This window comes from Rhodovulum viride (assembly GCF_003265965.1).
Lineage (GTDB): Bacteria > Pseudomonadota > Alphaproteobacteria > Rhodobacterales > Rhodobacteraceae > Rhodovulum > Rhodovulum kholense.
On record NZ_MUAV01000004.1, the window covers coordinates 145,640 to 171,570 of the forward strand.

The window sequence follows — 25,931 nt, forward strand, 5'->3', positions numbered from 1 at the left end:
CCAATGGCCGGGAGCCCTTTGCCCGGCGGACCGAAATTCAAGGAGTACGCCTTGGGCAACGCGCGACAAATCGCCTTCTGGGTCGTCCTGTTCCTGCTGATCCTGGCGCTTTTCAATCTGTTCAGCGGCGGGCAGGGGACGATGTCCTCGCACACCATCAGCTATTCCGAGTTCCTGCGCAATGTCGATGCGGGCGAGGTCTCCAGCGTCACGCTGGACGGCGAGCGCGCGGTGATCCGCGAGTCCGATGGCACCACCGTCACCGCAATCGTGCCACGCGGCACCGACGTGACCGAGCAATTGCTGGCCAAGAACGTCGATGTCCGCGCCGAGCCGCAGGAACAGAACGGGCTGCTGGCCTATATCGGCACGCTGCTGCCCTTCATCATCCTGATCGGCATCTGGATCTTCCTGATGAACCGCATGCAGGGCGGCGGGCGCGGCGGTGCGATGGGCTTCGGCAAGTCGAAGGCCAAGCTTCTGACCGAAAAGCATGGCCGCGTCACGTTCGACGACGTGGCGGGCATCGACGAGGCCAAGGAAGAACTGGAAGAGATCGTCGAATTCCTGCGCAACCCGCAGAAATTCAGCCGTCTCGGCGGCAAGATCCCGAAAGGCGCGCTGCTGGTCGGCCCGCCCGGCACCGGTAAAACTCTGCTGGCGCGCGCCATCGCGGGCGAGGCGGGCGTGCCCTTCTTCACGATCTCGGGCTCGGACTTCGTCGAGATGTTCGTGGGCGTCGGCGCCTCCCGGGTCCGCGACATGTTCGAGCAGGCCAAGAAGAACGCCCCCTGCATCGTCTTCATCGACGAGATCGACGCCGTGGGCCGGTCCCGTGGCGTCGGCTATGGCGGCGGCAATGACGAGCGCGAACAGACGTTGAACCAGCTTCTGGTCGAGATGGACGGCTTCGAGGCCAACGAGGGCATCATCATCGTTGCGGCCACCAACCGCCCCGACGTGCTGGACCCCGCGCTGCTGCGTCCCGGCCGGTTCGACCGTCAGGTTCAGGTGCCGAACCCCGACATCAAGGGCCGCGAAAAGATCCTCAGCGTCCATGCCCGCAAGGTGCCGCTGGGCCCCGATGTGGACCTGCGCATCATCGCGCGCGGCACGCCGGGCTTCTCGGGCGCCGATCTGGCGAACCTCGTAAACGAGGCCGCGCTGATGGCCGCGCGCGTCGGTCGGCGGTTCGTCACGATGGAGGATTTCGAGAACGCCAAGGACAAGGTCATGATGGGCGCCGAGCGGCGGTCCATGGTCATGACCGAGGACGAAAAGAAGCTGACCGCCTATCACGAGGGCGGGCACGCCATCGTCGGCCTCAACGTCCCGCAGCACGACCCGATCCACAAGGCCACGATCATCCCGCGCGGCCGGGCTCTGGGTCTGGTGCTGAGCCTGCCCGAACGCGACCAGCTGTCGGTCAGCTACACCAAGTACAAGTCCAAGATCGCGATGGCGATGGGCGGGCGCGTGGCCGAGGAACTGATCTTCGGCAAGGAGAACGTCACCTCGGGCGCGTCCTCGGACATCCAGCAGGCGACCCGGATCGCCCGGGCGATGGTCACGCAGTTCGGCTTTGACGAAGAGCTGGGCTATGTCGACTACGCCAACGAGCAGGACAGCTATCTGGGGTCCTATAACAGCGGGCCGAAGCATTCGACCGCGACCCAGAAGATCATCGACGACAAGGTCAAGGCGCTGGTCGACGAAGGCTATCAGACCGCCCGGCGCATCCTGACCGAAAAACGCGAAGATCTCGAACGGCTGGCCCAGGGGCTTCTGGAATACGAGACCCTCACCGGCAGCGAGATCGCCAAGGTGATCGCGGGCGAGCCGCTGAACCGGGGCGATGACGACACACCCTCCTCGACCGGCGGCGACACGCCCTCGGTCACGGCGATCCCGAAGACCAAGCCCCGGCCCAAGTCGGGCTTTGAACCCGAGCCGCAGGCGTGAGCCCTCACGGCTTCGAAGACTGGAACCCCGGAACCTACGCAAGGTTCCGGGGTTTGCGTTTGCGCCCGGCGGTCGATCTGCTGGCCCAGGTCCCGGAGCTGCCCGAGGGCGATATCGTCGATCTGGGCTGCGGCAATGGCGCGGTCGCCGGGGCGCTGCGCATGCGGTTTCCGCGCAGGACGCTGACCGGGGTCGACAGCTCGCCCGCCATGCTGGACGAGGCCCGCGTCCCGGGGCTTTACGACCGTCTGATCGAGGCCGATGCCGCAACCTGGACCCCCGAGGCGCCGGTCGCGCTGATCTTCTCGAACGCGCTCTGCCACTGGCTACCCGATCATGCCGCGCTTTTCGCGCGGCTGGCGGGCGCGCTGGGGCAGGGGGGCACGCTGGCGGTGCAGATGCCCCGCCAGTTCGCCGCCCCCTCGCATGCCCTGATGCGCGAGATCGCCGCGCGCCGCTTTCCCGACCGGTTCGACTTTTTCGGCTGGGAAGCCCCGGTCGCCGAGGCCGCGGCCTATGCCCGGATGCTGGCGCCGCTGGGCACCGTTTCGGCCTGGGAGACGTCCTATGTGCAGCGGCTCGACCCCGCGGGCGAGGGCCATCCGGTGCGCCGCTTTACCGAGGCGACGGCGTTGCGCCCCTTTGCGGCCAAGCTCGACGGCGACGACCTGGCCGCGTTTCTGGCCGAGTACGAGGCCGCGCTGGACCTGGCCTATCCCGCCGCGCCGGATGGCAGCGTGCTGTTTCCATTCACCCGCGTATTCTTCACCCTCACTGTCTGATCGTCGAGGGTTCTGGCCCTCGCCGGATGCAGCCGCTATCTGTTGGAAAAACCGGAAACGCGGGAGGATCGGCCATGGCGCCGAAGACGGATATCGAGATCGCACGCACCGCCGAAAAGCGCCCGATCCAGGAGATCGGGGCCAAGCTCGGCATTCCGCCCGAGGCGCTTCTGCCCTATGGCCATGACAAGGCCAAGGTCACCGCCGATTTCATCGCGGGCCTCGAGGACCGGCCCGAGGGGCGGCTGATCCTGGTGACCGCGATCAACCCGACGCCCGCGGGCGAGGGCAAGACGACGACCACGGTCGGTCTTGGCGACGGGCTGGCGCGGCTGGGCCACAAGACGGCGATCTGCATCCGCGAGGCCTCGCTGGGGCCCTGTTTCGGCATGAAGGGCGGCGCGGCCGGCGGCGGCTATGCCCAGATCGTGCCCATGGAGGACATGAACCTTCATTTCACCGGCGATTTCCACGCGATCACAGCGGCGCATAACCTGCTGGCCGCGATGATCGACAATCATATCTACTGGGGCAACGCGCTTGGCATCGACCAGCGCCGGGTCACCTGGCGCCGGGTGATGGACATGAACGACCGGGCGCTGCGCGACATCGTCTGTTCGCTGGGCGGGCCGTCGAACGGCTATCCGCGCGAGACCGGGTTCGACATCACCGTCGCGTCCGAGGTCATGGCGATCCTGTGCCTGGCCACCGACCTTGCCGATCTGCAGCGGCGGCTGGGCGAGATCATCATCGGCTATACCCGCGACCGGACGCCCGTGCATGCGCGCGAGCTGAAGGCCGACGGCGCGATGACGGTACTGCTGCGCGATGCGATCCAGCCCAATCTGGTGCAGACGCTGGAACATACCCCCGCCTTCGTCCATGGCGGCCCCTTCGCCAATATCGCCCATGGCTGCAATTCGGTCATCGCCACGCGCACGGCGCTGCGGCTGGCCGATTACGTGGTGACCGAGGCAGGCTTCGGGGCCGATCTGGGCGCCGAGAAATTCATGAACATCAAGTGCCGCAAGGCCGGACTCGCGCCCGCGGCGGTGGTCGTGGTGGCCACGGTCAAGGCGCTGAAGATGAATGGCGGTGTGGCCAAGGACGATCTTAAGGCCGAGAATGTGGCGGCGGTCCGGACGGGCTGTGCCAATCTCGGCCGCCATATCGAGAATGTCCGGTCCTTCGGGGTGCCGACGGTGGTCGCCATCAACCATTTCGCGGGCGACACCGAGGCCGAGATCGCCGCCGTGCAGGACTATGTGCGCGGGCAGGGGACCGAGGCGATCCTGTGCCGCCACTGGGCCGAGGGCGGCGCGGGCATCGAGCCGCTGGCACGCAAGGTCGTGGCGCTGGCCGAGACCGACCATCACAGCTTTGCGCCGCTTTATCCCGACGAGATGGGGCTTTTCCACAAGATCGAGACCATCGCCCGCCGGATCTACCGCGCCGATCACGTGGTGGCCGACCAGAAGATCCGCGACCAGCTGACCGCCTGGGAAGAGGCGGGCTATGGCCATCTGCCGGTCTGCATGGCCAAGACCCAGTATTCCTTCTCGACCGATCCCGAATTGATCGGTGCCCCCGAGGGGTTTGACGTGCCGGTGCGCGAGGTGCGGCTGGCCGCCGGGGCGGGCTTCGTGGTGGCGATCTGCGGGCGGATCATGACCATGCCCGGCCTGCCGCCCGAACCCGCGGCCCATTCCATCGGTCTCAATGCCGAGGGCCAGATCGAGGGGCTGTTCTGAGGCGCTGCCGCATTGCGGCGCGCGGGCTGGCGGGGTAACACGCGAACCAGACGTACCGGAAGTCGAGAGGCCGCATGATCCCCCCCCAGACCTGCCGCAGCATGGACGAGCTTCGCCCCCAGATCGACGCGCTCGACGCGCGTCTGGTTGCGCTTCTGGCCGAGCGTGCGCGCTATATCGACCGGGCTGCCGAACTGAAGGCCACAGCGGGCCTTCCCGCGCGGATCGACGACCGGGTCGAGGAGGTGGTGGCCAATGTCCGGGCGCTGGCCGGGGCCGAAGGGCTCGATTCCGATCTGGTCGAAACGTTGTGGCGTGCGCTCATCGAATGGTCGATCGGGCGCGAGGAACGGGCCCTGGGGGCCAAGGAGGTACGGGGATGACTGCGACACTTATCGACGGCAAGGCCTTTGCCGCCGGCATCCGCGAGAAGGTCGCGGCCCATGTGGCCCGGCTGAAGTCCGATCACGGGCTGACCCCCGGCCTTGCGGTGGTTCTGGTGGGCGAAGACCCGGCCAGCCAGGTCTATGTGCGCAACAAGGGCGAACAGACGCGCGAGGCCGGAATGGCCTCATTCGAACATCGCCTGTCGGCCGACACCTCCGAGCCGGACCTGCTGGCACTGATCGACCGGCTGAACGCGGACCCCTCTGTGCATGGGATTCTGGTGCAACTTCCCTTGCCGGACCACATCGGCGAGGCCAAGGTCATCAATGCGATCGACCCGGCCAAGGATGTCGACGGCTTTCACATTTCGAACGTCGGGCTGCTGGCGACCGGGCAGAAGTCGATGGTGCCCTGCACCCCTCTGGGCTGCCTGTTGATGCTGCGTGACGCGCTGGGGTCGCTCTCCGGGCTGAACGCGGTCGTCGTCGGGCGCTCGAACATTGTCGGCAAGCCGATGGCCCAGCTTCTGCTGGCCGACAGCTGCACGGTGACCATCGCCCATTCGCGTACACGCGACCTGCCCGAGGTCTGCCGCCGCGCCGATATTCTGGTCGCGGCCGTCGGGCGCCCGCAGATGATCCCGGGCGACTGGGTCAAGCCCGGCGCGACGGTGATCGATGTCGGCATCAACCGCGTTCCCGCGCCTGAAAAGGGCGAGGGCAAGACCCGGCTGGTCGGCGACGTCGATTTCGCCAGCGCGGTCGAGGTCGCGGGGGCCATCACGCCGGTGCCGGGCGGGGTCGGACCGATGACCATTGCCTGCCTGCTGGCCAATACCGTGACCGCCTGCTGCCGCGCCAACGGCCTGCCCGAACCCGAGGGTCTGACCGCCTAAAGCGGGATCGGCACCATCGTTCCGGTGAAACTGGCCACATGGGTGCGGCCCTGGCCGGGACGGTTCCCGGTTTCGGCAAAGACCTCGGAGCGGACGACGAACAGCCGCTTGCCGGTCTTGACCACCGATCCGGTCGCGATCAGCCGGTCGCCAAGCGCCGGGGCCAGCAGGTGGATGCTGGCCTCGCTGGTCAGCACGTCATGGTCGGGCGGCATCAGGCTCAGCGCCGTGTAACCCGCGGCGCTGTCGGCCAGCGCGAAGGTGAAGGCGGCATGGGCCGCCCCGATCTGCTGGCCGAACTGGGGCCTGATCGGCGCCGAGATCGCCACGGCCCCCGGTGCGACCGACACAAGCCCGGCCCCAAGGGTCGACATCATCGCCTGCCGGGCGAAACTCTCGCGGACGATGGCCTCGAAGTCTGGATTTCTGGGCGCGTGCTGCATGGACTCTCCCTGCACCGGTACGGGATCGACGCTAGCTTGGGCGATCTTCGCTGTCACGCCCGCATGGGCAGGGCCAGCGCCTTCGGCCCGGTCAGGATCGCGAGCGCATCGGCGCCCATCAGCGCGTCCAGCACCGGGGCCGTGAGCGCAAGCCCGCCCGTATAGGCGCCGAAGGCGGGCAGGATCGCGCGGCTGTTGTCGACCAGGAAACAGGGCCGCGCCACGCTCTGCCCGCCGAGCCGCCGCCGCATCTTCGGGTGATAATGCCCCGAGACCTCGCCTTCGGCCTCTCGCTCGGCGATATGGCGAAATCGCAGCGGCCCCAGCGCCAGGTCTGCCAGAGCGCTGCCGCCCAGATCAGGCGGGGCAGGGTCGTGATTGCCCGAAATCCAGATCCAGCGGCGCCCGGCCATCAGCGCCAACAGCCGGTCGGCTGCGGGCTCTGGCAGATCGCGTGCCGCGTCGTCATCGTCGAAGCTGTCGCCAAGGCAGATGACGGTGCGGGGCGCCAGCGCCTCGATCTCGGCGGACAGCCGGGTCAGCGTTTCGTGCGTGTCATAGGGCGGCAACAGGGCGCCCGCGCGCCGGGCCAGCCGGTCGGCCTTGCCCAGATGCAGGTCGGACACGGCCAGCAGCCGTTCGGCCTCCCACCAGAGCGCGCCGGAGGCACGGGCGGTCAGGGCGGCTCCGGCCAGGGGGAAGGCATATCCGTTCATGCTTTGTTTCAACCGCATCCGGGACCCGGAGGCAAGGGCGATGTCATGGCCTCAGCTCAGGCCCGCGGCGGCCATCAGTCGGGCGGCGGCCTCGTCGATCAGCCGCTGTTCGGCCGCGCCCTTCACCGGAACCCGACCGGCTTCGAGGAACAGCGGCGCCGCCAGCGGCGAGACGCGGTCAAGGCGCCGGTGGTCGATCCGGCCGTGCACGCGGGCCAGCATCGCCTCGATCCGGCCGAAATCGACAAGACCCTTCATCGCCTCCTCGCGCGTGATCTCCAGCAGAACGTGATCGGGGTCGTAGCGCATTAGCGTTTCGTACAGGATGTCGGACGAAAACGTGGCCTGCCGCCCGGTCTTGCGCTGCCCGGGCAAGTTTCGCTCGATCAGCCCGGCAATGACCGCAGATGTTCGAAATGTGCGCTTCATGACCGCATTTCTGGCCAACCAACCAGAGAAGGCGGTATATAGCTCGTTTGAATCCATCAAGTCCGAGGGGGCGTTGACAGGCTCGAGCCCCCAGATCAGCGTGGCATAGTCGGACGCGACAAAGCCCAGGGGCGCAAGTCCGACGGCCTCCATCCGCTGGGTCAGCAAAAGGCCAAGGGTCTGCTGTGCGTTCCTTCCCGCGAAGCCGTAGACGCACAGATGGTGGCGGCCCTCATAGGGGAAGGTCTCGACCAGCAGCCGGTCGCGCTCGGGCAGCGCCGAGACCTCACGCTGAAGCGCCAGCCAGTCGGCGGTATGGGCGGGCAGGCCGGACCAGTCTGCGGCCCGGAACATCGCCAGGATGCGGTCGGCCAGCCGGGTGGAGGTGGCGAACTTGGTCCCGGCGAAGACCGCGATCTTTGGGGCGCGGCCGGGGCTGCGACTGACCTCGACCACCATCTCGCGGAGCGTCTCATAGCGCACGACCTGCCCGCCGATGAGGAAGGTGTCGCCCGGGGTCAGCGTCGCGGCAAAGGCTTCTTCGACCTCGCCAAGCGGCGCGCCGCCGCGCGCGGGCCGCAACCGCACTTTCAGGGTTTCCTCCTCGACGATGGTGCCAAGGTTCATGCGGATGCGTTGGGCCGCGCGCGGGTCGCGCAAGGCCCAGCGGCCGTTGGGCGCCTGTTTCAGCCGCTGCCAGCGGTCATAGGCGCGCAGCGCGTAGCCGCCGGTGGCCGCGAAGTCGAGGCAGGCGTCGAAACGGGGACGCGTGAGGTCGGCATAGGGCCCGGCCGAGCGCACCTCGGCGAACAGGCCCTCGGCGTCGAACGGACCCGCGGCGGCGGTGGCCAGAATGTGCTGGCACAGCACATCCCGCGCGCCGGGGCCGCGCGGCTCGCCATCCAGATCGCCCGCGCGCACGGCGTCGAGTGCTGCCACGCATTCGACCACTTCGAACCGGTTCGCGGGCACAAGCAGGGCCTTCGACGGCGCGCTATAGCGGTGATTGGCGCGGCCGATCCGCTGCACCAGCCGCTTGACGTTCTTCGGCGCGCCGACCTGGATCACCAGATCGACATCGCCCCAGTCGATCCCGAGATCGAGTGAACCGGTGCAGACGACCGCCCGAAGCCGCCCCTCGGTCATTGCCGTCTCGACCTTCTCGCGGGCCTCGCGCGACAGGCTGCCATGGTGGATCGCAATCGGCAGGGCATCCTCGTTGGCCAGCCAAAGGTCGCGGAAGAAAAGCTCGGCCTGGGCGCGGGTGTTGTGAAAGATCAGCGTCGTGCGGTGGCGCGCGATCTGGTCCAGCACCGCCGGGATGGCGTGGCGCCCGCCACCCCCGGCCCAGGGCGGCGGCGCACCGGTGTCCAGCATCGCGATGTCGGGCGGGGGGCCCGGATCGGCGGTCAGGATCTCGCAAGGCGCGCTCGTCGGGCCCAGGAACTCTGCCAACGCGGGCGGATCCTCGACGGTCGCTGACAACCCGACCCGGCGGAGCCCGGGGCAGAGCCGTTGCAGCCGGGCGAGGCTCAGCGTCAGCAGATCGCCGCGCTTCGACTCGGCCAGCGCATGAATTTCGTCGACGATGACCCGGCGCAGCCCGGCAAAGATCCGCGGTGCGTCCTCGTAGCTGAGAAGCAGCGCCAGACTTTCGGGCGTGGTCAGCAGGATATGCGGAGGGGCGGCGCGCTGGCGACGACGACGGGCCTGCGAGGTGTCGCCGGTGCGGTCCTCGACGCGAATCGGAAGGGCCATGTCCTCGATCGGCCGACCGAGGTTGCGGCGGATGTCGGCAGTCAACGCCTTCAGCGGTGAAATGTAGAGAGTGTGCAAGCCCGACTCGGGATTCTCCGAAATCTCGACCAGAGAAGGCAGAAAACCTGCAAGTGTCTTGCCGCCCCCGGTGGGCGCGATCAGCAGCAGGGAGGGCGCGTCCGCCCGGGTCAGCATGGCGGTCTGATGCGGATGCACGGTCCAGCCCCGGGCGGCGAACCAGTCAGCGAAGGGCGAAGGCAGGGCCATCGACGTCTCCGGACGGCGGCGGGTCAGGCCGGGCCGCGCGCGGTCATGCCTCGATCCAGATCGTGACCGGCCCGTCATTGACAAGCGAGACCTTCATGTCGGCCCCGAACCGCCCGGTCGCGACCGGCACGCCTTCGGCGGCCAGCGCCTCGGCAAACCGCAGATACAGCCGTTCGCCCTCGGCCGGAGGGGCGGCGCGCGAAAAGCCCGGTCGGTTGCCGCTGGAGGTATCTGCGGCCAGTGTGAACTGGCTGACGACCAGCGCCGCGCCGCCGGTATCGAGCACCGAAAGGTTCATCTTGTCGGCCGCGTCACGGAAGATTCGCATCCGCGAGATGCGGCGGGCAAGCTTGTCGGCCTCGGCCCCGGTATCGCCCGCCATGGCGCAAACGAGGATCATCAGCCCCGGCCCGATCTCGCCGAGACAAGCGCCATCGACCCGGACCGCGGCTTCGGCGACGCGCTGGACCAGCGCCCTCATGCCAGCTCCTCCGCCCAGGGCGGGTTGGCGCCCGCGCGCGAGACGGTGACGGTGGCGGCGCGGATCGCAAGGCCCAGTGCGGCCTCGATCACGTTCTGTGGCAGACCGGCGGCAAGGGCGTCGCGGTCGAGCCTGCCCGCCTGTGCCAGCCCGGCCAGCAGCCCGGCATTGAACGTGTCGCCCGCGCCCACGGTATCGACCACCTGCACGGGCGGCGCAGGCACGTGGCACTCGGCCCCGGCGGTCAGCGCATCGGCGCCCTCGGCGCCCCGGGTCAGCAGCACCAGCCGCGGTCCCCGAGCCAGAAACCCCCGCGCCAGATCGGGCGCGTCCCCCGGCCCCTCGAGCCAGTGCAGATCCTCGTCCGAGATCTTGAGAATGTCGGCCGCCGCGATCATCCGCGCGATCCGGGCGCGATAGGCGGGCACGTCGGCGATGAAGCCGGGCCGGATGTTGGGGTCGAGCATCGTCACCCGCGCCCCGGCCTCGCGCAGGAACAGCGCCTCATAGGCGCTGCCGCAGGGCTCGGCCATCAGCGAGATGCCGCCGCAGAACAGCGCGCGCACCGACGCGGGAAGGGTGGGCAGGTCGGCGGGCGTCAGCATCCGCCCGGCCGTGGCCTCGTCATAGAAGGCATAGCGCGCCTGGCCGCCGACAAGCGTGACGAAGGCCAGCGTGGTCGGCCGGGCCGAACGCAGGCAAAGCCCGGTCTCGACGCCCGAGGCGGCCAGCGCCCCGGCAAGCTGGGTGCCGAAAAGATCGGTCGAGAGGCCCGCCAGAAAGCCCGTGGGCGCGCCAAGCCGGCCAAGCGCGATCGCGGTATTGAAGACCGCCCCGCCCGCATGGGGGGCAAAGGCCGGTTCGCCCTCGGCACTGGTCCGGGGCAGCATGTCGATCAGGGCTTCGCCCGCGCAAAGGATCATGGTCCGCTCGCCGTGTTGGGTCAGACGCAGGCTAGCCTGCCGCCTCTGCCGGTGCAAACGGGCATCGCCTCACTGCTGCAGCGCCGCCAGGTAGCCGATCCCGGCTGCCAGCGCGAGACCCAGCACCACGGCAATGGCGATCTTCCAGGCCGACCAGGGCCGCTCGCCCCGCACCCGGCCGCTGCGCCCGTTGACGACGAAGCGGTAGGTCTTGCCGCGATAGCGGTAGGCGGCCAGCCAGACCGGCAGCAGCACATGCTTGAAGGTGACGGCCGAAACCTGGGTCTCGAGCCGGTCGATCCGCTGGCTGTCGCCGCCGATGTCGAACATCACGTCGCGGCGGATCACCCGGTCCATGGTCCGGCGCGCCTCGGCAAAGCCGGTTTCCAGATCGACCGTGTAGCCTTCGGCCCGGAAGCCCGCCAGATACTGCGGCCGGTAGGGCAGCATCAACGACAGATCCCAGGGTTCGAGCGCGTCGGTATAGCGTTTGGGCAGGCTGGTCGCGGCCAGCACCAGCACGTCGTCGAAGAACCGGGCGACCCGGCCCGACACCGGGGTCCAGCGGATCTTCTGTATCTGCACCGTTTCCGACCGACCCTCGCGGATCACCCGGCGGCTTTCGTGATAGATCGTGCCGCGCGCACCGCTGTATTGCGATTTGGTGTCGGCATCGAAGGTCCAGTAGGGGACGTAGATGCCCTCCATCCGGCGGCCCTTGCGGGCATAGGCCTGCAACCCGTTCGGCGCGAACCAGAGCCGCCCCAGCCAGTCGGTCATCGCCTTGTGCGCCTCGGCCTCGGACAGCGCGAAGGGCAGCACGCCCTTGGGCTTGATACGCCGCTGAACCCCGGTTCCGGTGACGACGGGGGTGGCGCAGAACGGGCATTCGGCGGCATGGGTGGCTTCGTCCAGCTCGAATTCGGCGCCGCAATTGGGGCACTTGATCTGCCGGACGTCCTGCATCTCGGCGCCCGGCAGGGCCGCGTCGAGCGCCGCGCGGTAGTCGAGCTCGGCCAGCGGCGCGTCCCAGGGGCCGGTGCCCTCGACGGGCTCCTGATGGCCGCAATGGTCGCAGATCAGCCGGCCATCCTCGGGCGAGAACCGCAGGTCGGCCCCGCACTGGTCGCAGGGAAAGCGGTGGTCGGGGGCGGTCATCCTGGGCTCAGACCCCGGGCGGAGGCGGTGGCGGGGCGACGGTGAACAGCCGGGCCAGCTCGGGCACCTCTTCGGCGCGTTTCCAGCCGTCTTGGCCCTGGGTCCAGACGAAGCTGTCGCGGCGGAAGCTGCCCTCGCTGGCCATCCGCCCCAGCCGCGCCATCGAGAACGGCCCCGAGGTCTGGCCGTTCTCGGCGATGTGCCAGACATGTTCGACCGGCGGCGGGGGCGGGGGGACCGGCATCGCGGCCTCGGCCGCCGCGCTGCGCGGCACCGTGCCCCAGGGGCCGGTCTGGGCGACGCTCTGGGCCATCGCCATACCCAGGCCCGCGCCGATCCCGGCCGCCATGCCGCCGCCCGCCGGGCTTTGGGCGGCTTCGGTCATGGCTTCGGCCGCGGAATACTGGGTATAGCGGCCCAGATCGCCCGCGATCCCCATCGAGGTGCGCTTGTCCAGGGCCTTTTCGACCTCGTGCGGCAGGCTGATATTCTCGATGTAGAATTCGGGCATGGTCAGGCCGTAGGCCTCGAGCGTTTTCGACACCTCGCCCGAAATCAGCTTGCCCATATCGGCGGTGTTGGCGGCCATGTCCAGCACCGGGATGCCGGAGGCCGCGATCACCCGCGAGAATTCCTGCACGATGATGTTGCGGATCTGGAAGCCGATCTCGTCCATGGTGAATTCGCCATCGGTGCCGACGATCTCGACCATGAAGCGGGCCGGGTCGGTGACGCGGACCGCATAGCTGCCGAAGGCGCGGATCCGGATCGGGCCGAATTCGGGGTCGCGCAGCATCACCGGGTTCTTGGTGCCCCATTTGAGGTCGGTGAAGCGGGTGGTGTTGACGAAGTAGATTTCCGACTTGAAGGGCGAGCGGAAGCCGTGATCCCAGTGCTGCAGCGTGGTCAGCACCGGCATGTTGTTGGTTTCCAGCATGTAGAGGCCCGGCGTGAACACATCGGCCAGCTGGCCCTCATGGACGAAGACCGCCGCCTGACCCTCGCGCACCGTCAGCTTGGCGCCGTACTTGATGGCATGGCCCTCGCGTTCGAACCGCCAGACCATGGTGTCGCGGGTGTCGTCGACCCAATGGATGACGTCGATGAACTCGCCGGAGAGAAAGTCGAAAATGCCCACGGGTCAGGTCCTCCGTTGTGTCCGGGTCAAACTATAGGGCCGGTGCCGGACGCGGCCATGCCGGGCACCAGAGCGCATGCCTCAGGCATCGCCCCCCATCAGCTCGGCCGCGATCTGCTCGACGATGGGGCGGGCCTCGGCCGGGGTCATGCCCGGGCGCAGGCGCCGGTCGTAAAGCATCTTCAGCAGCAATTCGTCATGGGGCGTCAGCAGCGCGAATTCCTCGTCGTCGTTGAAGATCGACGGGCGCACCGAGGGGTTGTCATTGGCCAGCCCCAGCCCCTGGGACAGTTCCTCATGCAAGCAGGATTGCCGCAGCCGGTCGGGATGTTCGCCGCGGATCACGGCGACGGCGCTGGAATAGGTGCTGGACTCGCCCTTCGAGAAGGCCAGCACCAGGCAGAAGGTCGATCGCGGCATCACGGCGATCGTGCTTTGGGCGGCGACGTCGATGCCCGGGATCAGACGTTCGAGCTCGGGGCCCAGGCGGCGGCGTTCGTCCTCGTTGACGATGAAGACCTGAAAATTGGCCTGTTCGGGGCTGGTCACCCACATCGGCAGCCCGGTCACCCGCGACAGCCGCCGGACATAGGCCGCGATCTCGGCGCGGTCCTGGCTGCGCTGGGCGGCCGGGATCGTTTCGCCGAAGGTGATGCCAAAGCGGACGGGCTGTTCCCAGCGCCGGAGCCGGCTTTCGGTTTCGCGCGCCACCAGATGCCCGTCGCGGCTGACATATTCGTCGAACAGCGCGATCCGCACGAAATCCTCGACCAGCGCGCGGCGGGTGAAGGGCACATCGGTCTCGCCGCCATCGCTCCGCAGCAGGCCGCGCGACAGAAGATCGGCCTGCACCCGGGCGTAATGCCGGGCCAGAGCCTGGCTGTCGGGCGAAAGCTGCGGCCGCACCGCTTCGGCGGGGCGGGCGGCGGGCCGTGTCTCGGGCGGCGCGGGTGCCATCTGACAGCCGGCCAGGGCCACGGCAAGGGCGCCGGTCAGCGCCCCCAGCCGGAGTCCTGGCCGAAAAGAAGGGCGCGATGCGGGCGTCACGATGCGGTCAGGCCTCCGGCAGGGCGCCGGCGCCCTGCGCCCGCGATTTGGCGGCGGCGAGCGTGTCGCGCAGCTCTGCCTCCATCTTTTTCAGATCGTCCTCGGCCTGGGCGCGCCGGGTCTTGCCCTCGTCGGCGATGGTCAGGCTTTCCTGGATCGTCGCGATCAGATCGGCATTCGCCTTCTTGACCGCTTCGATGTCGAAGACGCCCCGTTCCATTTCCTCGCGCACGGTCCTGTTGGCCTGGCGCAGGTTGGCGGCATCGGCGGTCAACAGCTCGTTGGTCAGGTCGCTGGCCTCGCGCACCGCCAGCGCGGCCTCTTTCGAGCGCTGGATGGTGACCGCCTGCGCCAGCTGGGTTTCCCAAAGCGGCACGGTATTGACCAGGGTCGAGTTGATCTTGCTGACCAGCGACTTGTCGTTTTCCTGCACCAGCCGGATCGAGGGCAGAGACTGCATCGTCACCTGCCGCGTCAGCTTGAGGTCATGCACCCGGCGTTCAAGATCGTCGCGCGCGGCGCGCAGGTCGCGCAATTCCTGCGCCCGGATCACCTGATCGGCCTCGGGGGCCGCGGCGACCTCGGCCTCCTTGGCGGGGATCTCGGTCGCGTCGAGAGCTTTCAGCTTCTCTTCGCCCGCGGCGATGTAAAGCGCGAGCTCGTCGTAGAAATCGAGGGTCTTCTCGTAAAGCTTGTCGAGCGACTTGATGTCCTTCAGCAGCGTATGTTCATGGGTCAGCAGCCGGTCGGTGATCGAGTCGATCTGGCCCTGAACCGTCTCGAATCGCGCAACGAACTTGGCGAAGGGCGCGGTGCGCCCCATCAGCTTTTCCCACCAGCTCGCCTCGCGCCGCACGTCGACTTCGGACACCGAAAAACCCCGGATCGTGGTCACGATCTCGCGGAGCGAGTCGCCCGCAGGCCCCACGTCCTTGTTGCGCACATCGGCCAGCATGGCCTGGCTGATGGTCTGCAACTCGGCCTGGGCACTGGACCCGAAACCGATGATCGAATTGCTGTCGGACATGTCGATCTCGGCCATGCGGGCGCGGATCGCCTCGGCCACCGGCGGCTCGGCCCCTTCCAGCGGGACCAGATCCCGGGCCGGTTCGGGCAGGACCGCCCATGTCACTTTTTCAACTTCGGCGACGTCCTGCGCCGCCTTCAGGCGATTGTTGTCCGAGCTCATGCATTCTCTCCCGAAATGGGCGCGACGGGCACCGGGCGGATGCCTTCCCGTTGCAGCCGGTCGCGCAAGACTTCGATCTCGACGTCAAGATCGGTGCGGTCGTCCTGAATCAGCGCCCGGGTGCGGGCAGCGAAATTGTCCTCGAGATCGCCCAGAAGCGCCTCGTAATCCCGGCGTGCCGAGGCATCGCGGGTGCGGGCGTAAAGATCGGCGAACTTGACGGTCGCGTCGCGCGCGCCCAGCAGATAGACGACCAGATAGCGCCGGGCGGCGGTCAGGTCGCGCGGGTCTTCCTCGACGGTGCGGAACATGTCGCGCACGACCGCCTGAAACCGCTCGACCCGCGCGTCGAGCCCGCGGTCGCCGGCGCGCCGGATCGCCTCGGACATGGTCGCCAGATGCTTTTCGGCCTCTTCGATGGCGCGCGCCACTCGGTCCCGCTGAAAGCTGTCGATGCCTTCCATCCCCTTGTCGCTGAGCGGATCGAGGCCGAAGGCAAAGCTGTGAAGGGCGGAGCCCAAGACGGCATAGATCGCCGGGGCCAGCCAGTCGCCGCCACCGATCCCCGCCAGCAAGAGCCCCGCGCCTGTCAGGACCGAGCCCAGGATCTTGCGCGGCAGCGCCGGGCGGCGGGCGACCTTGCGGGCGGCCCAGGCATCCTCGGCCCGCAGCCCCTCGCGGGTCAGCCAGGCGGCAAGGATCAGCACGCCGAAGGCGCCAAGCGTCAGCGCCAGCCCCGCCGGGTCGGAAAAGAAAGCGCGCGGCAAAAGCGGCAGGGGTGCGAAGAACATCGCATTGGCCCGGCCCGCGGCCCGTGCCGGACGCCGCCCCTGGAACGGATGGCGGGGGGGCGCGACCGTCTCGGGGCCGGGCGTGCCGGGGCTGTAGCGGCCGCCGAACCGGTTGGCCATCACGCGCCCCCCATGACGGCCACGTAAAGGACCAGCGCGATCAGCAGGAAGAATGACAGTTTCTGCAACCCGGTGCCCGACATGATCCCCTCTGTCTTCACGATCTTCCCTTATACATGGGATGCGACGCGGCCGTTAAAAGCAAGTGTCGGCGGGTTTTGCCGATCAGCCGGGCGGAGCCTTGCCGCGCCGCCGCATCGGCCGCGCGGCGCCCGTGCCTCCGGTGCCGCGGGGCGGTTTGCGGCCCGGGGGGGGGGCCGAGATGTCTTCCTGGTCGCGTCCGCCCGTCCGGCGCGCAGGTTTGGCGCCGGGCGGCTTTTGGTCGGTTCCCCTAGCGCCGCCGGGCTTCGATCCGGGCGCTTTGGGACCTGCGGGTTTCCCGCTGCCCGATCGGGGACGCAGGGTCTTCGCACGGCCGGTTGCCTCGCCCTCTGGGCTTTCGAGCCCCAGCTGATCGCGCAACACGCGGCCGCGGATCTCCTCGACCTCGCCCGCCTTCAAAGCGCCAAGCTGGAACGGGCCATAGCTGATCCGGATCAGCCGGTTCACGGTCAGCCCGATAGCCTCCATGGCGCGGCGGATCTCGCGGTTGCGGCCTTCGCGCAGGCCGACGGTCAGCCAGGCATTGGCGCCTTGTTGACGATCAAGCGTGACCTCCATCGGCCGGAAGCTTTCGCCCGCGATGACGATGCCCTCGCGCAGGGGGGCGAGCGTGGCATCCTCTGGCGTGCCCTTGACCCGGACGCGGTACTTGCGCAGCCAGCCGGTCGAGGGCAGTTCCAGCCGCCGCTTGATCGCGCCGTCATTGGTCAGAAGCAGCAGGCCCTCGGAATTGAGGTCGAGCCGTCCGACCGACATGACCCGGGGCATGTCCTCGGGCAGCTTGTCGAAGACGGTCTCGCGGTCCTTCTCGTCCTTGGCGGTGGTCACGAGCCCCGCGGGCTTGTGATAGAGCCACAGCCGCGGCCGGTCGGCCGCCGCCAGCGGGGCGCCGTCGACGGCGATCCGGTCGGCGGCGGTCACGTTCAGCGCGGGGCTGGATATCCGGCGGCCGTTCACCGTTACCCGCCCGGCGGCGATCATCCGCTCGGCCTCGCGCCGCGACGCGAGCCCTGCGCGCGCCAGGATCTTGGCGATCCGCTCGCCCTCTTGTCCGGTCTTGTCCATGGGTGGGGTTTACGCCGGATCGAGGGGCGGGGGAAGCGGCTTGCGCGGGCGACGGGGGCAAGGCATGAGGGAAGGATGAGCCCGTTTCGCAGCCATATGGACAGGGCGCTGGCCGAAGCCCGTGCCGCGGAGCGGCGGGGCGAGGTGCCGGTGGGCGCGGTCGTGGTGGCGCCCGGCGGCCGCATCGTGGCGGCGGCGGGGAACCGGACCCGGGAACTGGCCGATCCGACCGCCCATGCCGAGATCCTGGCCCTGCGGGCGGCCTGCGCGGCGGCCCGGTCGGAACGGCTTCCGGGCCATGATCTCTATGTGACGCTGGAGCCCTGTCCGATGTGCGCCTCGGCCATCGGGCAGGCGCGGATCGCGCGGCTGTATTACGGGGCGGCGGACCCGAAATCGGGGGGCGTTGCGCATGGGGCGCGGGTTTTCGATCATCCGCAGAGCCATCATGTGCCGGAGGTCTATGACGGCATTGCGGCGACCGAGGCCGAGGCGCTTCTGAAGGCGTTTTTCGCCCCGCGTCGGTGAGCGGGGCGGAGGGGCCGCCGAAGGGCGCGATTTTTCTGCGAAAAATCGTGGCGGCCCGCGCTGGGGCAGAGGATGCCCTATAGCTCGATCGGCACCAGGACCTCGGGTTCGATCACCCGCACGCCGGGCAGGTTCTGTTTAAGCGCCTCTGCGGACTGCTCGAGAAGCGGGAAAGTGCGATAGTGGCAGGGGATCACCGTCTTGAAATGGAAGAAGGTCCGGGCCGCATAGGCCGCGCGCTTCATGTCCATGGTGAAGTGTCCGCCGGCACATAGCAGTCCGATATCGGGCGCATGCAGGTCATTGAAGATCTCCATGTCCGCCATCACGTCGGTATCGCCGCTGACATAGATCACATGGCCCTCGCCGGCGATCATGAACCCCGATTCGGTGCCGGTATAGACCGGGCCGTCCGCTCCCTGGGTCGAGGAGGAGTGGGTGGCGTTCACCATCGTCACCGCGACAGTGCCAAGCCGGACCGTGCCGCCCTTGTTGAAGCCGATCACCTCGATCCCTTCCCGGGATTCCCACCAGCTCATCAGATCGAAGATGCCGACTGCCGGGATCGACAGCTCGCGCGCGATGGCGATGGTGTCCGCGACATGGTCGAAATGGCCGTGGGTGACCAGGATATGGGTCGCGCCGCCGATGGCTTCGGCCCGCCGCTCTTCGGGGAACATCGGATTGCCCACGAGCCAGGGGTCGATCAGCAGGATCTGGTCCTCGATCTCGATACGGAAGCCGGAATGCCCGAGCCAGGTGATCTTCATGTCGCGTTCTCCTCTGCCGCGCCGGCCCCGCCCCCGGGTTTCTCCCTTTGCCGCGCCGGCCGCGTGCTCCATGATTGCCGGGAAAGGTAACAGAGCGGAGCCGGCATTCCCATGGACTGGACGCGACAGATCGACGCCTATTGCGAGCGGACCGATTTCACCTTCTGGGCCGAGCCGGTGAATGCCGCGACCAATGCCGCCTTCGTCCTGGCCGCGCTGGTGATGTGGCACCGCTGTGCCGGGCTGCCTTTGGGCCGCGCGCTGGCGGCGGTGCTGGGGGTGATCGGTATCGGCAGCTTTCTCTTTCACACCCTGGCCACCGAATGGGCCTCATTGGCGGATGTCCTGCCGATCCTCTGTTTCATCCTGCTATATGTCTTCGTGGCCAACCGCGCCTATTGGGGTCTCGGGCTCTGGCCCGCGCTGGGGCTGACCGCGCTCTTCTTTCCCTACGCCGCCGTCACCGGCCCGCTTTTCGGGCGTCTCGAGTGGCTTGGGTCGTCGGCGGGCTATGCGCCGGTCGCGCTTTTGATCCTCGTCTATGCGCTGGCTCTGGCCCGCCGCCTGCCGGAGGTCGCGGCCGGGCTGGGACTTGGCGTCGGCCTGCTGACGGTCTCGCTGACCTTCCGCACCATCGACATGCCGGTTTGCGCGGTGTTGCCGCTGGGAACGCATTTTCTGTGGCACCTTCTCAACGCGGCGATGCTGGGCTGGATGATCGAGGTTTACCGGCGGCATGTGCAGCGCGTTTCCATGGACGCCGCGCCGGGATGAGACCTCGGACCCTGCCGATCTGCCCGCGTCCGGCATAGATCGAGTTCCTGCCCGCCGATCCGGACAGGCCCGCGGGCGCCCGGTCAGTTCCGGCGGCGCCATCGCCCCGTCAGGTCGGATCTGTCGAGATGCCGGGCAATCCGGCATTCCTGCAGAAATGTCAGCGCGCCCGAGCCCTTGAGCGCCGCCGCGATGTCGGCTTCGGGAACGTCGGCCTCGATTGCAAGAATGGCAAGAGGGATACGCGTTCCCCTGATACGCTCCAGCACATCCATGCCCGACATCTCCTCCAACGCGGGTTCAAGGCAGCATGGTACATTCTTCAGTAGAATTAAAACATGCGATTTTAAGGGGCAGACATCCAAAGGCGTGGCCTCCTTTTAATGTGGTATAAAATAACGCGCTATCACATTGTGCAAGTCTGGCATTCCGGAATGAAAAGCGGGTGGCTTGGCGAAACGCCGCAAAATGCGAAAAGGTAAAAAGGAATTGTTGGACAAATTCCCCTTTCTTCGGAAAGGGGGCCTGGGGTCAGCGCCCTGGCCGATGCGCCGGAGGGAGGGGGCCTCCGGCGAATCGCCATCTCCGGCCTCAGCCGGGCATGAAGACGACAGTCTTGTGACCGTTCAGCAGGACCCGGCGTTGCAGATGCAGCCGCACCGCCCGCGCCAGCACCCGGCTTTCGATGTCGCGCCCGACCGCCACATAGTCCTCGGCCGAGAAGGCATGGTTCACGCGCTCGGTCTCCTGCTCGATGATCGGCCCCTCGTCGAGATCGGCGGTCACGAAATGCGCCGTCGCCCCGATCAGCTTGACCCCGCGCTCATGCGCCTGGTGATAGGGTTTCGCGCCCTTGAACGAGGGCAGGAAGGAATGGTGGATGTTGATCACCCGCCCCGACAGCGCGCGGCTGAGCTTGTCCGAGAGCACCTGCATGTAGCGCGCCAGAACCACCAGCTCGGCGCCGGTCTCGGCCACCAGGTCGATCAGCTTCTGTTCCTGCTGGGCCTTGGTCTCTTTCGTCACCGGCCAGCAGTAATAGGGAATGCCCGCCGCCTCGGCCGTGGCGCGGCTGTCTTCGTGGTTCGAGACCACGGCGACCACGTCGGCCTCCATCCAGCCGACCCGGATCTGATAGAGAATATGCAGCAGCGCATGGTCGAATTTCGACACCATCAGGATGATCTTCGGACGCCGCTCGGCATCGACCACCTCGGCATCCATGCCGTAGCCGTTGATGGCGGGGGCCAGCCGGGCGCGGATCGCCTCGGCCTCGGACGGGGCCTGCGTGTGGAACGCGACCCGCATGAAGAACCGGTTGCTTTCGGGATCGCGGAACTGGGCGCTGTCCTGGATGTTGCCGCCGAGCGCGGTGACCGCATTCGCGACGGTGGCGACGATCCCGGGCTGGTCGTCGCAGGTGAGCGTCAGGATGAAATGTGTCGAGGCCATCGGCGGAATCCTTGCCTGAATGTCTTGAACGCGCGTTTCGGCGCCTTGCGTTATGGAGAAAGGCCCGGCGCGAGTGCAAGCGCCATTCCCCCGACGCCGCTTTGCGTCCCGCCCGCGACATTGCCTGTCGCCTTGCGGGGCTGGGGGGCTCGGCCCCCGGGCGCGCTCTTGCAGCATGCGCGGCAGACGGCTAAACGCGGGGACGAATTTCACGAGCACGGAAAGGCGGCCCCATGTCCATCGACATCGACACCGCGCGGCGGGTGGCGCACCTCGCCCGGATCGCCGTTCAGGAAGACGACCTGCCGGCGCTGGCGCAGGAGCTGTCGGGCATCCTGACCTTCATGGAACAATTGAACGAGGTCGACGTGACCGGCATCGAGCCGATGACCGGCGTCACCCCGATGCGGCTGAAACGCCGTGAGGATGTGGTGACCGACGGCGAGATGCAGGACCGGATCCTGGCCAACGCGCCCGACGCGCGCGAGGGCTTTTTCGCGGTTCCCAAGGTGGTGGAGTAACGCCATGAGCGATCTGACCCGGCTGACCATTGCCGAGGCGCGCGATGCGCTGCGCAAGGGCGAGACCACTTCGGTCGCCCTGACCGAAGCTTATCTTTCGGCCATCGACGGCGCGGGCGCGCTGAACGCCTTCGTCCACAAGACCCCCGAGATCGCGCTGGACCAGGCCAGGGCCGCCGACGCGCGGATCGCGGCGGGCGAGGCGCCCGCGCTTTGCGGCATGCCTCTGGGGATCAAGGATCTTTTCTGCACCAGGGGCGTGGCCTCGCAGGCCGCCTCGAAGATCCTCGACGGCTTCAAGCCCGAATATGAATCGACCGTGACCCAGAACCTTTGGGACGCGGGCGCGGTCATGCTGGGCAAGCTGAACATGGACGAATTCGCCATGGGCTCGTCGAACGAGACCAGCACCTATGGCAATGCGGTCAACCCCTGGCGGCGCGGCAACGAGGACACGGCGCTGACCCCGGGCGGCTCTTCGGGCGGGTCGGCCTCGGCGGTGGCCGCCGATCTGTGCATGGCCGCGACCGGCACCGATACCGGCGGCTCGATCCGCCAGCCCGCAGCCTTCACCGGCATCGTCGGCATCAAGCCGACCTACGGGCGCTGCTCGCGCTGGGGGATCGTGGCCTTTGCCTCGTCGCTGGATCAGGCCGGGCCGATGACCAGGACGGTGCGCGACGCCGCTATCATGCTGGGCGCGATGTCGGGCCATGACCCGAAGGATTCGACCAGCGCCGACATTCCGGTCCCGGATTTCGAGGCGATGCTGACGGGCGACATTCGCGGCAAGACCATCGGTATCCCGAAGGAATACCGCATGGAGGGCATGCCCGCCGAGATCGAGAAGCTCTGGGCCGACGGCAGTGCGATGCTGAAGGATGCAGGCGCCGAGATCGTCGAGATCAGCCTGCCGCACACGAAATACGCGCTGCCCGCCTATTACGTGATCGCGCCCGCCGAGGCGTCCTCGAACCTCGCGCGCTATGACGGCGTGCGCTATGGCCACCGGGCAAAGCTGGGGCAGGGCGACGGCATCGTGCAGATGTACGAAAAGACCCGCGCCGAGGGCTTCGGCAAGGAGGTCCAGCGCCGGGTGATGATCGGCACCTATGTGCTGTCGGCGGGCTTCTACGACGCCTATTACAACCGCGCCCGCAAGGTCCGCGCGCTGATCAAGCGCGACTTCGACGAGGTGTTCGCCGGCGGCGTCGATGCGATCCTGACGCCCGCGACGCCCTCGGCCGCCTTCGGTCTGGGCGAGATGGCCGATGCCGATCCGGTGGCGATGTATCTCAACGACGTCTTCACCGTGACCGTGAACCTCGCCGGTCTGCCGGGCATTTCGGTGCCCGCGGGGCTTGACGCGCAGGGCCTGCCGCTGGGGCTTCAGCTGATCGGTCAGCCCTGGGGCGAGGGCGATCTGCTGAACACCGCACATGTTCTTGAACGCGCCGCAGGATTTGTTTCCAAGCCCGCGAAATGGTGGTAAGGCGCGCCGGATCACTGGGATCGAAACCACGAGCAGGATGGACGCGATGCGTGCCGTGACCTCCGCGATGGCGCTTCTGGCGCTGGCCGCGTGCAATACGCAACTGCCCGATTCCGCGGCCGGAGTCGGGTTCGACAACTACGCCGATTACAGCGCCCATCGCGAGGGTGTGCTGCAGGGCACGGTCTCGGCCCAACCGCTTGATGCGGCGCCCGCGCAGGGCGTCGTGACCGAGATCACCGGCGGGCCAATTTCGGCGGTCGAGAGTTCCGATGCCACCGCCATGCCCGGCGCGCAGGCTGAAAACCATGCCGGGATCTCGGACGAACAGAGCTTCGCCGCCGTCAGCGCCCGCGAGACCATCGCCAGCGACCGCGAGCGGCTGGAGCAGCAGCGCGAGCAATATACCTTCATCCAGCCCGAGCCGCTGCCGCCCCGTCCGGGCGGCGATGGTGCCGGCATCATCGAATATGCGCTGAGCACCACCAATCCGCTCGGCCAGCAGGTCTACAAGCGCGGCCGCGCCGTTGCGCCCGAAACCCTGGCCCGGCGCTGCGCCAAGTACGGCTCGGACGATCACGCTCAGGAAGCCTTCCTCAAGAATGGCGGGCCCGAGCGCGACCGGCTGGGGATCGACCCCGATGGCGACGGCTTCGCCTGCTACTGGGACCCCTCGCCGTTCCGGCTTGCTGAAAGATAACCGCGTGACGCCGCTCTGGCGTCCCTCGCCCAATTGCGGCGCCCGGCGTGGCGGGGCGCGGCCCGACATGGTCGTGCTCCATTTCACCGCCATGGCCGACGCCGCGTCGGCACTCGACCGGCTCTGCGATCCGGCGGCCGAGGTGTCGGCGCATTACCTGATCGCCGCCGACGGACAGGTCGTCCAGCTGGTCGACGAGACGGCGCGGGCCTGGCATGCCGGGGCCGGATGCTGGGGCGGGGTGGAGGACGTCAATTCCCGCTCGATCGGGATCGAGCTCGACAATCCGGGCGACCGGCCGTTCCCGGCGCCGCTGATGGCCGCGCTCGAGGTGCTGTTGCCTGGCATCCTCGCGCGCTGGTCGATCCGGCCTGAACGGGTGATCGGCCATTCCGACATGGCGCCTGACCGCAAATGGGACCCGGGCCGGCGGTTCGACTGGCTGAGGCTCGCGCGGCAGGGGCTGGCGGTCTGGCCCGAACCGGTCGGTGCCATCGCCCCCGACGAGGCCGCCTTCCGCAAGGCCGCCACGGCCTTCGGCTATGGCGCGGGGTGGCAGACGGGCCACGTGCTCGACGCGCTGCGCCAGCGCTTCCGCCCCTGGGCCGAGGGGCCGCTTGCCGCCGCCGACATGTCTGTCATTGCCGATCTTGCCCGCCGCTTCCCCGTTGACCCGGACGGCGCGGGCGCCTAGATCGGGCCTCGCGCGGATGGCTGGATGGCCGCGGGGGTGCAAGCCCTCGAGGAAAGTCCGGACTCCACGAAGCAACGGTGCCGGGTAACGCCCGGCGGGGGAAACCCCAGGGAAAGCGCCACAGAGAACAGACCGCCTCCGGTTTCGGAGGTAAGGGTGAAACGGTGGGGTAAGAGCCCACCGCGGGACTGGCAACAGGACCGGCACGGCAAGCCCCACCGGGAGCAATGCCGAATAGGGACCCCGCGCAGGCTGGACCTGCAGGGCGGCTTCGGCCCAGGGGTCCGGGTTGGCAGCTTGAGCGTATCGGTAACGGTACGCCCAGAGGAATGGTCATCCAGGGGGCCTCGCGCCCCCGGACAGAATCCGGCTTACAGGTCATCCGCGCATATCTGGCCTGTCTCCCTTCGAAACGCTGCCCGGCCCTGGCCGGGACGGGCTGTTTTTGGTCTTGGCCGATGCCCGAAAGCGTCTAGGTTCCGAGGGTGGGAAGCGCGCTGCCCCGGACAGGGGATAGCAGAGGGACGGAAGACCGGATGAGTTTTGTCAGGACGATGGCCACCCTTGCCGTGGGCTTTGCGGCCGCCAAGGGGCTGGAGAAGTTCCAGAAGATGGGGGGCGGCGCCGGGATCGCCGATTCCGTGAAATCGGCGGCGACGCGGGCCGGGATCGGCAGCCAGATGGGGCCGCTGCTGGAGCGGATGCAGGTGCCGGGCGGCGCCGCGGCGCTGAAGGACAACGCCAAGTGGCTGGGCGCGAAGGCGCGCGAGACCGGCGATCACGCGATGGTCGGGCTTGGCGGGCTGATGGCAGCGTTGGGCGGGGCCGCCTGGGCGGGCTCGGTCAATGCGCGGGATATCCTGAACGCGATGGGCGAGGTCTCGCCGCCCGGCGTTACGATGGAGAAGAACGCGCGGCTGCTGATCCGCTCGATGATCATGGCGGCCAAGTCCGACGGCGAGATCGACGCGACCGAGCGCGCCGCGATCCTCGATGTGCTGGGCGATGCCACGGCCGAGGAACGCGCCTTCGTCGAGGCCGAGATGGGCAAACCCATCGACATCGACGCGCTGGCCGCCGAGACCGGCAACCACCAGCGCACGGCGGTCTATGCCGCGGCGGTGGTGACGACCAAGGTCGACAGCCCGCCCGAGATCGCCCATCTCGACCGGCTGGCCGAGGCGCTGCATCTGGGCCGCGCCGCGCGCCAGCGGATCCACAAGGCGATGCGGTTGCCGCAGGTGCTGGCCTGAGACACGCGCCCCCCGGGGCGGGCAGGGGCGGGCAGGGGCTGCACGGCCAGAACCCGCTTGACTCGGTGGCGCGGATCGCTAAAACGCGGGCTTCAAGGAATTCACGGGCGCAATGCCGCCCGCGCGACGGAGATGAGACATGGCGAAGCCGACAACCATCAAGATCCGCCTGAACTCGACCGCGGGCACCGGCCATTTCTACGTGACCAAGAAGAACGCCCGCACCATGACCGAGAAGATGGTGGTCAAGAAATACGACCCCGTCGTGCGTCAGCACGTCGAATACAAGGAAGGCAAGATCAAGTGATCTAGCCGCCTCCGGGGGTCATCCCCGGCAAGGGTC

At 68.1% G+C, this 25,931-nt stretch carries 27 protein-coding genes and 1 other RNA gene; 14 read left to right on the forward strand and 14 right to left on the reverse strand.

The genetic code is table 11. The features are described 5' to 3' along the window. The first annotated feature begins 51 nt into the window (after positions 1-51). The 5 genes from ftsH to folD all read left to right on the forward strand — a co-directional run bounded on the left by ftsH (position 52) and on the right by folD (position 5,777). A complete protein-coding gene (gene ftsH, locus BYZ73_RS04745; RefSeq protein ID WP_112315089.1) occupies positions 52-1,962 on the forward strand; it encodes an ATP-dependent zinc metalloprotease FtsH in 1,911 nt (636 codons plus the stop codon). Positions 1,963-2,015: 53 nt separating this feature from the next. Then, a complete protein-coding gene (locus tag BYZ73_RS04750; protein ID WP_425451064.1) occupies positions 2,016-2,744 on the forward strand; it encodes a methyltransferase domain-containing protein in 729 nt (242 codons plus the stop codon). Between the two features lie 74 nt (positions 2,745-2,818). After that, entirely contained in the window at positions 2,819-4,495 is a 1,677-nt protein-coding gene (locus tag BYZ73_RS04755; protein WP_108026236.1) for a formate--tetrahydrofolate ligase, read from the forward strand. Between the two features lie 74 nt (positions 4,496-4,569). Then, positions 4,570-4,878, forward strand: a complete 309-nt coding sequence (locus tag BYZ73_RS04760; protein WP_112315091.1) for a chorismate mutase — start codon at positions 4,570-4,572, stop codon at positions 4,876-4,878. Continuing rightward, the gene (gene folD, locus BYZ73_RS04765) at positions 4,875-5,777 is read left to right on the forward strand and encodes a bifunctional methylenetetrahydrofolate dehydrogenase/methenyltetrahydrofolate cyclohydrolase FolD (RefSeq protein WP_112315092.1); all 903 of its coding nucleotides are present in this window, start codon (positions 4,875-4,877) and stop codon (positions 5,775-5,777) included. Before BYZ73_RS04760 ends, folD begins: the two co-directional genes overlap by 4 nt. Here the strand turns inward: folD and BYZ73_RS04770 are convergent. The 11 genes from BYZ73_RS04770 to BYZ73_RS22660 all read right to left on the reverse strand — a co-directional run bounded on the left by BYZ73_RS04770 (position 5,774) and on the right by BYZ73_RS22660 (position 17,404). Next, positions 5,774-6,220 carry a PaaI family thioesterase gene (locus tag BYZ73_RS04770; RefSeq protein WP_112315093.1) on the reverse strand — a complete coding sequence of 149 codons (447 nt, stop codon included), beginning with the start codon at positions 6,218-6,220 and terminating at the stop codon, positions 5,774-5,776. The two genes, folD and BYZ73_RS04770, sit on opposite strands and share 4 nt — an antisense overlap. Positions 6,221-6,273: 53 nt before the next feature. Beyond that, positions 6,274-6,936, reverse strand: a complete 663-nt coding sequence (pdeM, locus tag BYZ73_RS04775) for a ligase-associated DNA damage response endonuclease PdeM (protein ID WP_112315094.1) — start codon at positions 6,934-6,936, stop codon at positions 6,274-6,276. Between the two features lie 51 nt (positions 6,937-6,987). Beyond that, positions 6,988-9,390 carry a ligase-associated DNA damage response DEXH box helicase gene (locus BYZ73_RS04780; protein WP_112315095.1) on the reverse strand — a complete coding sequence of 801 codons (2,403 nt, stop codon included), beginning with the start codon at positions 9,388-9,390 and terminating at the stop codon, positions 6,988-6,990. A 43-nt stretch (positions 9,391-9,433) separates the two neighbouring features. Then, positions 9,434-9,871 carry a D-aminoacyl-tRNA deacylase gene (gene dtd / locus BYZ73_RS04785; RefSeq protein ID WP_112315096.1) on the reverse strand — a complete coding sequence of 146 codons (438 nt, stop codon included), beginning with the start codon at positions 9,869-9,871 and terminating at the stop codon, positions 9,434-9,436. Continuing rightward, positions 9,868-10,794 (reverse strand): carbohydrate kinase family protein, encoded by a 927-nt coding sequence (locus tag BYZ73_RS04790; protein WP_112315097.1) that lies wholly within the window; start codon positions 10,792-10,794, stop codon positions 9,868-9,870. The genes dtd and BYZ73_RS04790 overlap by 4 nt, the downstream gene beginning before the upstream one ends. A 69-nt stretch (positions 10,795-10,863) precedes the next feature. Next, positions 10,864-11,952 carry a TFIIB-type zinc finger domain-containing protein gene (locus BYZ73_RS04795; protein WP_112315098.1) on the reverse strand — a complete coding sequence of 363 codons (1,089 nt, stop codon included), beginning with the start codon at positions 11,950-11,952 and terminating at the stop codon, positions 10,864-10,866. 7 nt (positions 11,953-11,959) lie between these two features. Then, positions 11,960-13,090 carry an SPFH domain-containing protein gene (locus BYZ73_RS04800; RefSeq protein WP_112315099.1) on the reverse strand — a complete coding sequence of 377 codons (1,131 nt, stop codon included), beginning with the start codon at positions 13,088-13,090 and terminating at the stop codon, positions 11,960-11,962. A gap of 81 nt (positions 13,091-13,171) precedes the next feature. Further along, on the reverse strand, positions 13,172-14,047 hold the full coding sequence (locus BYZ73_RS04805) for a DUF2927 domain-containing protein (RefSeq protein WP_108026256.1): 876 nt from the start codon (positions 14,045-14,047) through the stop codon (positions 13,172-13,174). A 97-nt stretch (positions 14,048-14,144) separates the two neighbouring features. After that, on the reverse strand, positions 14,145-15,326 hold the full coding sequence (locus tag BYZ73_RS04810) for a toxic anion resistance protein (RefSeq protein ID WP_112315100.1): 1,182 nt from the start codon (positions 15,324-15,326) through the stop codon (positions 14,145-14,147). Continuing rightward, the gene (locus tag BYZ73_RS22655; RefSeq protein WP_181497958.1) at positions 15,323-16,237 is read right to left on the reverse strand and encodes a 5-bromo-4-chloroindolyl phosphate hydrolysis family protein; all 915 of its coding nucleotides are present in this window, start codon (positions 16,235-16,237) and stop codon (positions 15,323-15,325) included. The genes BYZ73_RS04810 and BYZ73_RS22655 overlap by 4 nt, the downstream gene beginning before the upstream one ends. 165 nt (positions 16,238-16,402) lie before the next feature. Continuing rightward, positions 16,403-17,404, reverse strand: a complete 1,002-nt coding sequence (locus BYZ73_RS22660; protein ID WP_181497959.1) for a pseudouridine synthase — start codon at positions 17,402-17,404, stop codon at positions 16,403-16,405. Between the two features lie 75 nt (positions 17,405-17,479). Between BYZ73_RS22660 and BYZ73_RS04820 the strand changes: the two genes are divergently transcribed. Beyond that, positions 17,480-17,932, forward strand: a complete 453-nt coding sequence (locus BYZ73_RS04820) for a nucleoside deaminase (RefSeq protein WP_108026263.1) — start codon at positions 17,480-17,482, stop codon at positions 17,930-17,932. Between the two features lie 77 nt (positions 17,933-18,009). Here BYZ73_RS04820 and BYZ73_RS04825 read toward each other — a convergent pair whose 3' ends face one another. Continuing rightward, positions 18,010-18,702, reverse strand: a complete 693-nt coding sequence (locus BYZ73_RS04825) for a metal-dependent hydrolase (protein ID WP_108026265.1) — start codon at positions 18,700-18,702, stop codon at positions 18,010-18,012. A 111-nt stretch (positions 18,703-18,813) separates the two neighbouring features. On the opposite strand from BYZ73_RS04825, the gene BYZ73_RS04830 reads away from it, so the two are divergent. Continuing rightward, a complete protein-coding gene (locus BYZ73_RS04830; RefSeq protein ID WP_112315101.1) occupies positions 18,814-19,476 on the forward strand; it encodes a ceramidase domain-containing protein in 663 nt (220 codons plus the stop codon). 83 nt (positions 19,477-19,559) lie between these two features. Here the strand turns inward: BYZ73_RS04830 and BYZ73_RS04835 are convergent, their stop codons facing one another. Beyond that, positions 19,560-19,751, reverse strand: a complete 192-nt coding sequence (locus tag BYZ73_RS04835; protein ID WP_108026268.1) for a hypothetical protein — start codon at positions 19,749-19,751, stop codon at positions 19,560-19,562. Positions 19,752-20,067: 316 nt separating this feature from the next. Next, entirely contained in the window at positions 20,068-20,928 is an 861-nt protein-coding gene (purU, locus tag BYZ73_RS04840; RefSeq protein ID WP_112315102.1) for a formyltetrahydrofolate deformylase, read from the reverse strand. 233 nt (positions 20,929-21,161) lie between these two features. On the opposite strand from purU, the gene gatC reads away from it, so the two are divergent. From gatC to rpmG, 7 genes are all read left to right on the forward strand, one after another. Further along, positions 21,162-21,449: an Asp-tRNA(Asn)/Glu-tRNA(Gln) amidotransferase subunit GatC gene (gatC, locus tag BYZ73_RS04845; protein ID WP_112315103.1), complete on the forward strand. Its 288-nt coding sequence runs from the start codon at positions 21,162-21,164 to the stop codon at positions 21,447-21,449. Between the two features lie 4 nt (positions 21,450-21,453). After that, entirely contained in the window at positions 21,454-22,941 is a 1,488-nt protein-coding gene (gatA, locus tag BYZ73_RS04850; RefSeq protein WP_112315104.1) for an Asp-tRNA(Asn)/Glu-tRNA(Gln) amidotransferase subunit GatA, read from the forward strand. 46 nt (positions 22,942-22,987) lie between these two features. Continuing rightward, positions 22,988-23,641: a hypothetical protein gene (locus tag BYZ73_RS04855; RefSeq protein WP_181497960.1), complete on the forward strand. Its 654-nt coding sequence runs from the start codon at positions 22,988-22,990 to the stop codon at positions 23,639-23,641. Between the two features lie 67 nt (positions 23,642-23,708). Next, positions 23,709-24,335, forward strand: a complete 627-nt coding sequence (locus tag BYZ73_RS04860) for an N-acetylmuramoyl-L-alanine amidase (RefSeq protein WP_181497964.1) — start codon at positions 23,709-23,711, stop codon at positions 24,333-24,335. Between the two features lie 12 nt (positions 24,336-24,347). Next, positions 24,348-24,725: RNase P RNA component class A (gene rnpB / locus BYZ73_RS04865), an RNA gene on the forward strand. A 146-nt stretch (positions 24,726-24,871) separates the two neighbouring features. Further along, a complete protein-coding gene (locus BYZ73_RS04870) occupies positions 24,872-25,588 on the forward strand; it encodes a DUF533 domain-containing protein (RefSeq protein ID WP_112315106.1) in 717 nt (238 codons plus the stop codon). Between the two features lie 139 nt (positions 25,589-25,727). Beyond that, the gene (rpmG, locus tag BYZ73_RS04875) at positions 25,728-25,895 is read left to right on the forward strand and encodes a 50S ribosomal protein L33 (protein WP_042459900.1); all 168 of its coding nucleotides are present in this window, start codon (positions 25,728-25,730) and stop codon (positions 25,893-25,895) included. Positions 25,896-25,931: the final 36 nt, after the last annotated feature.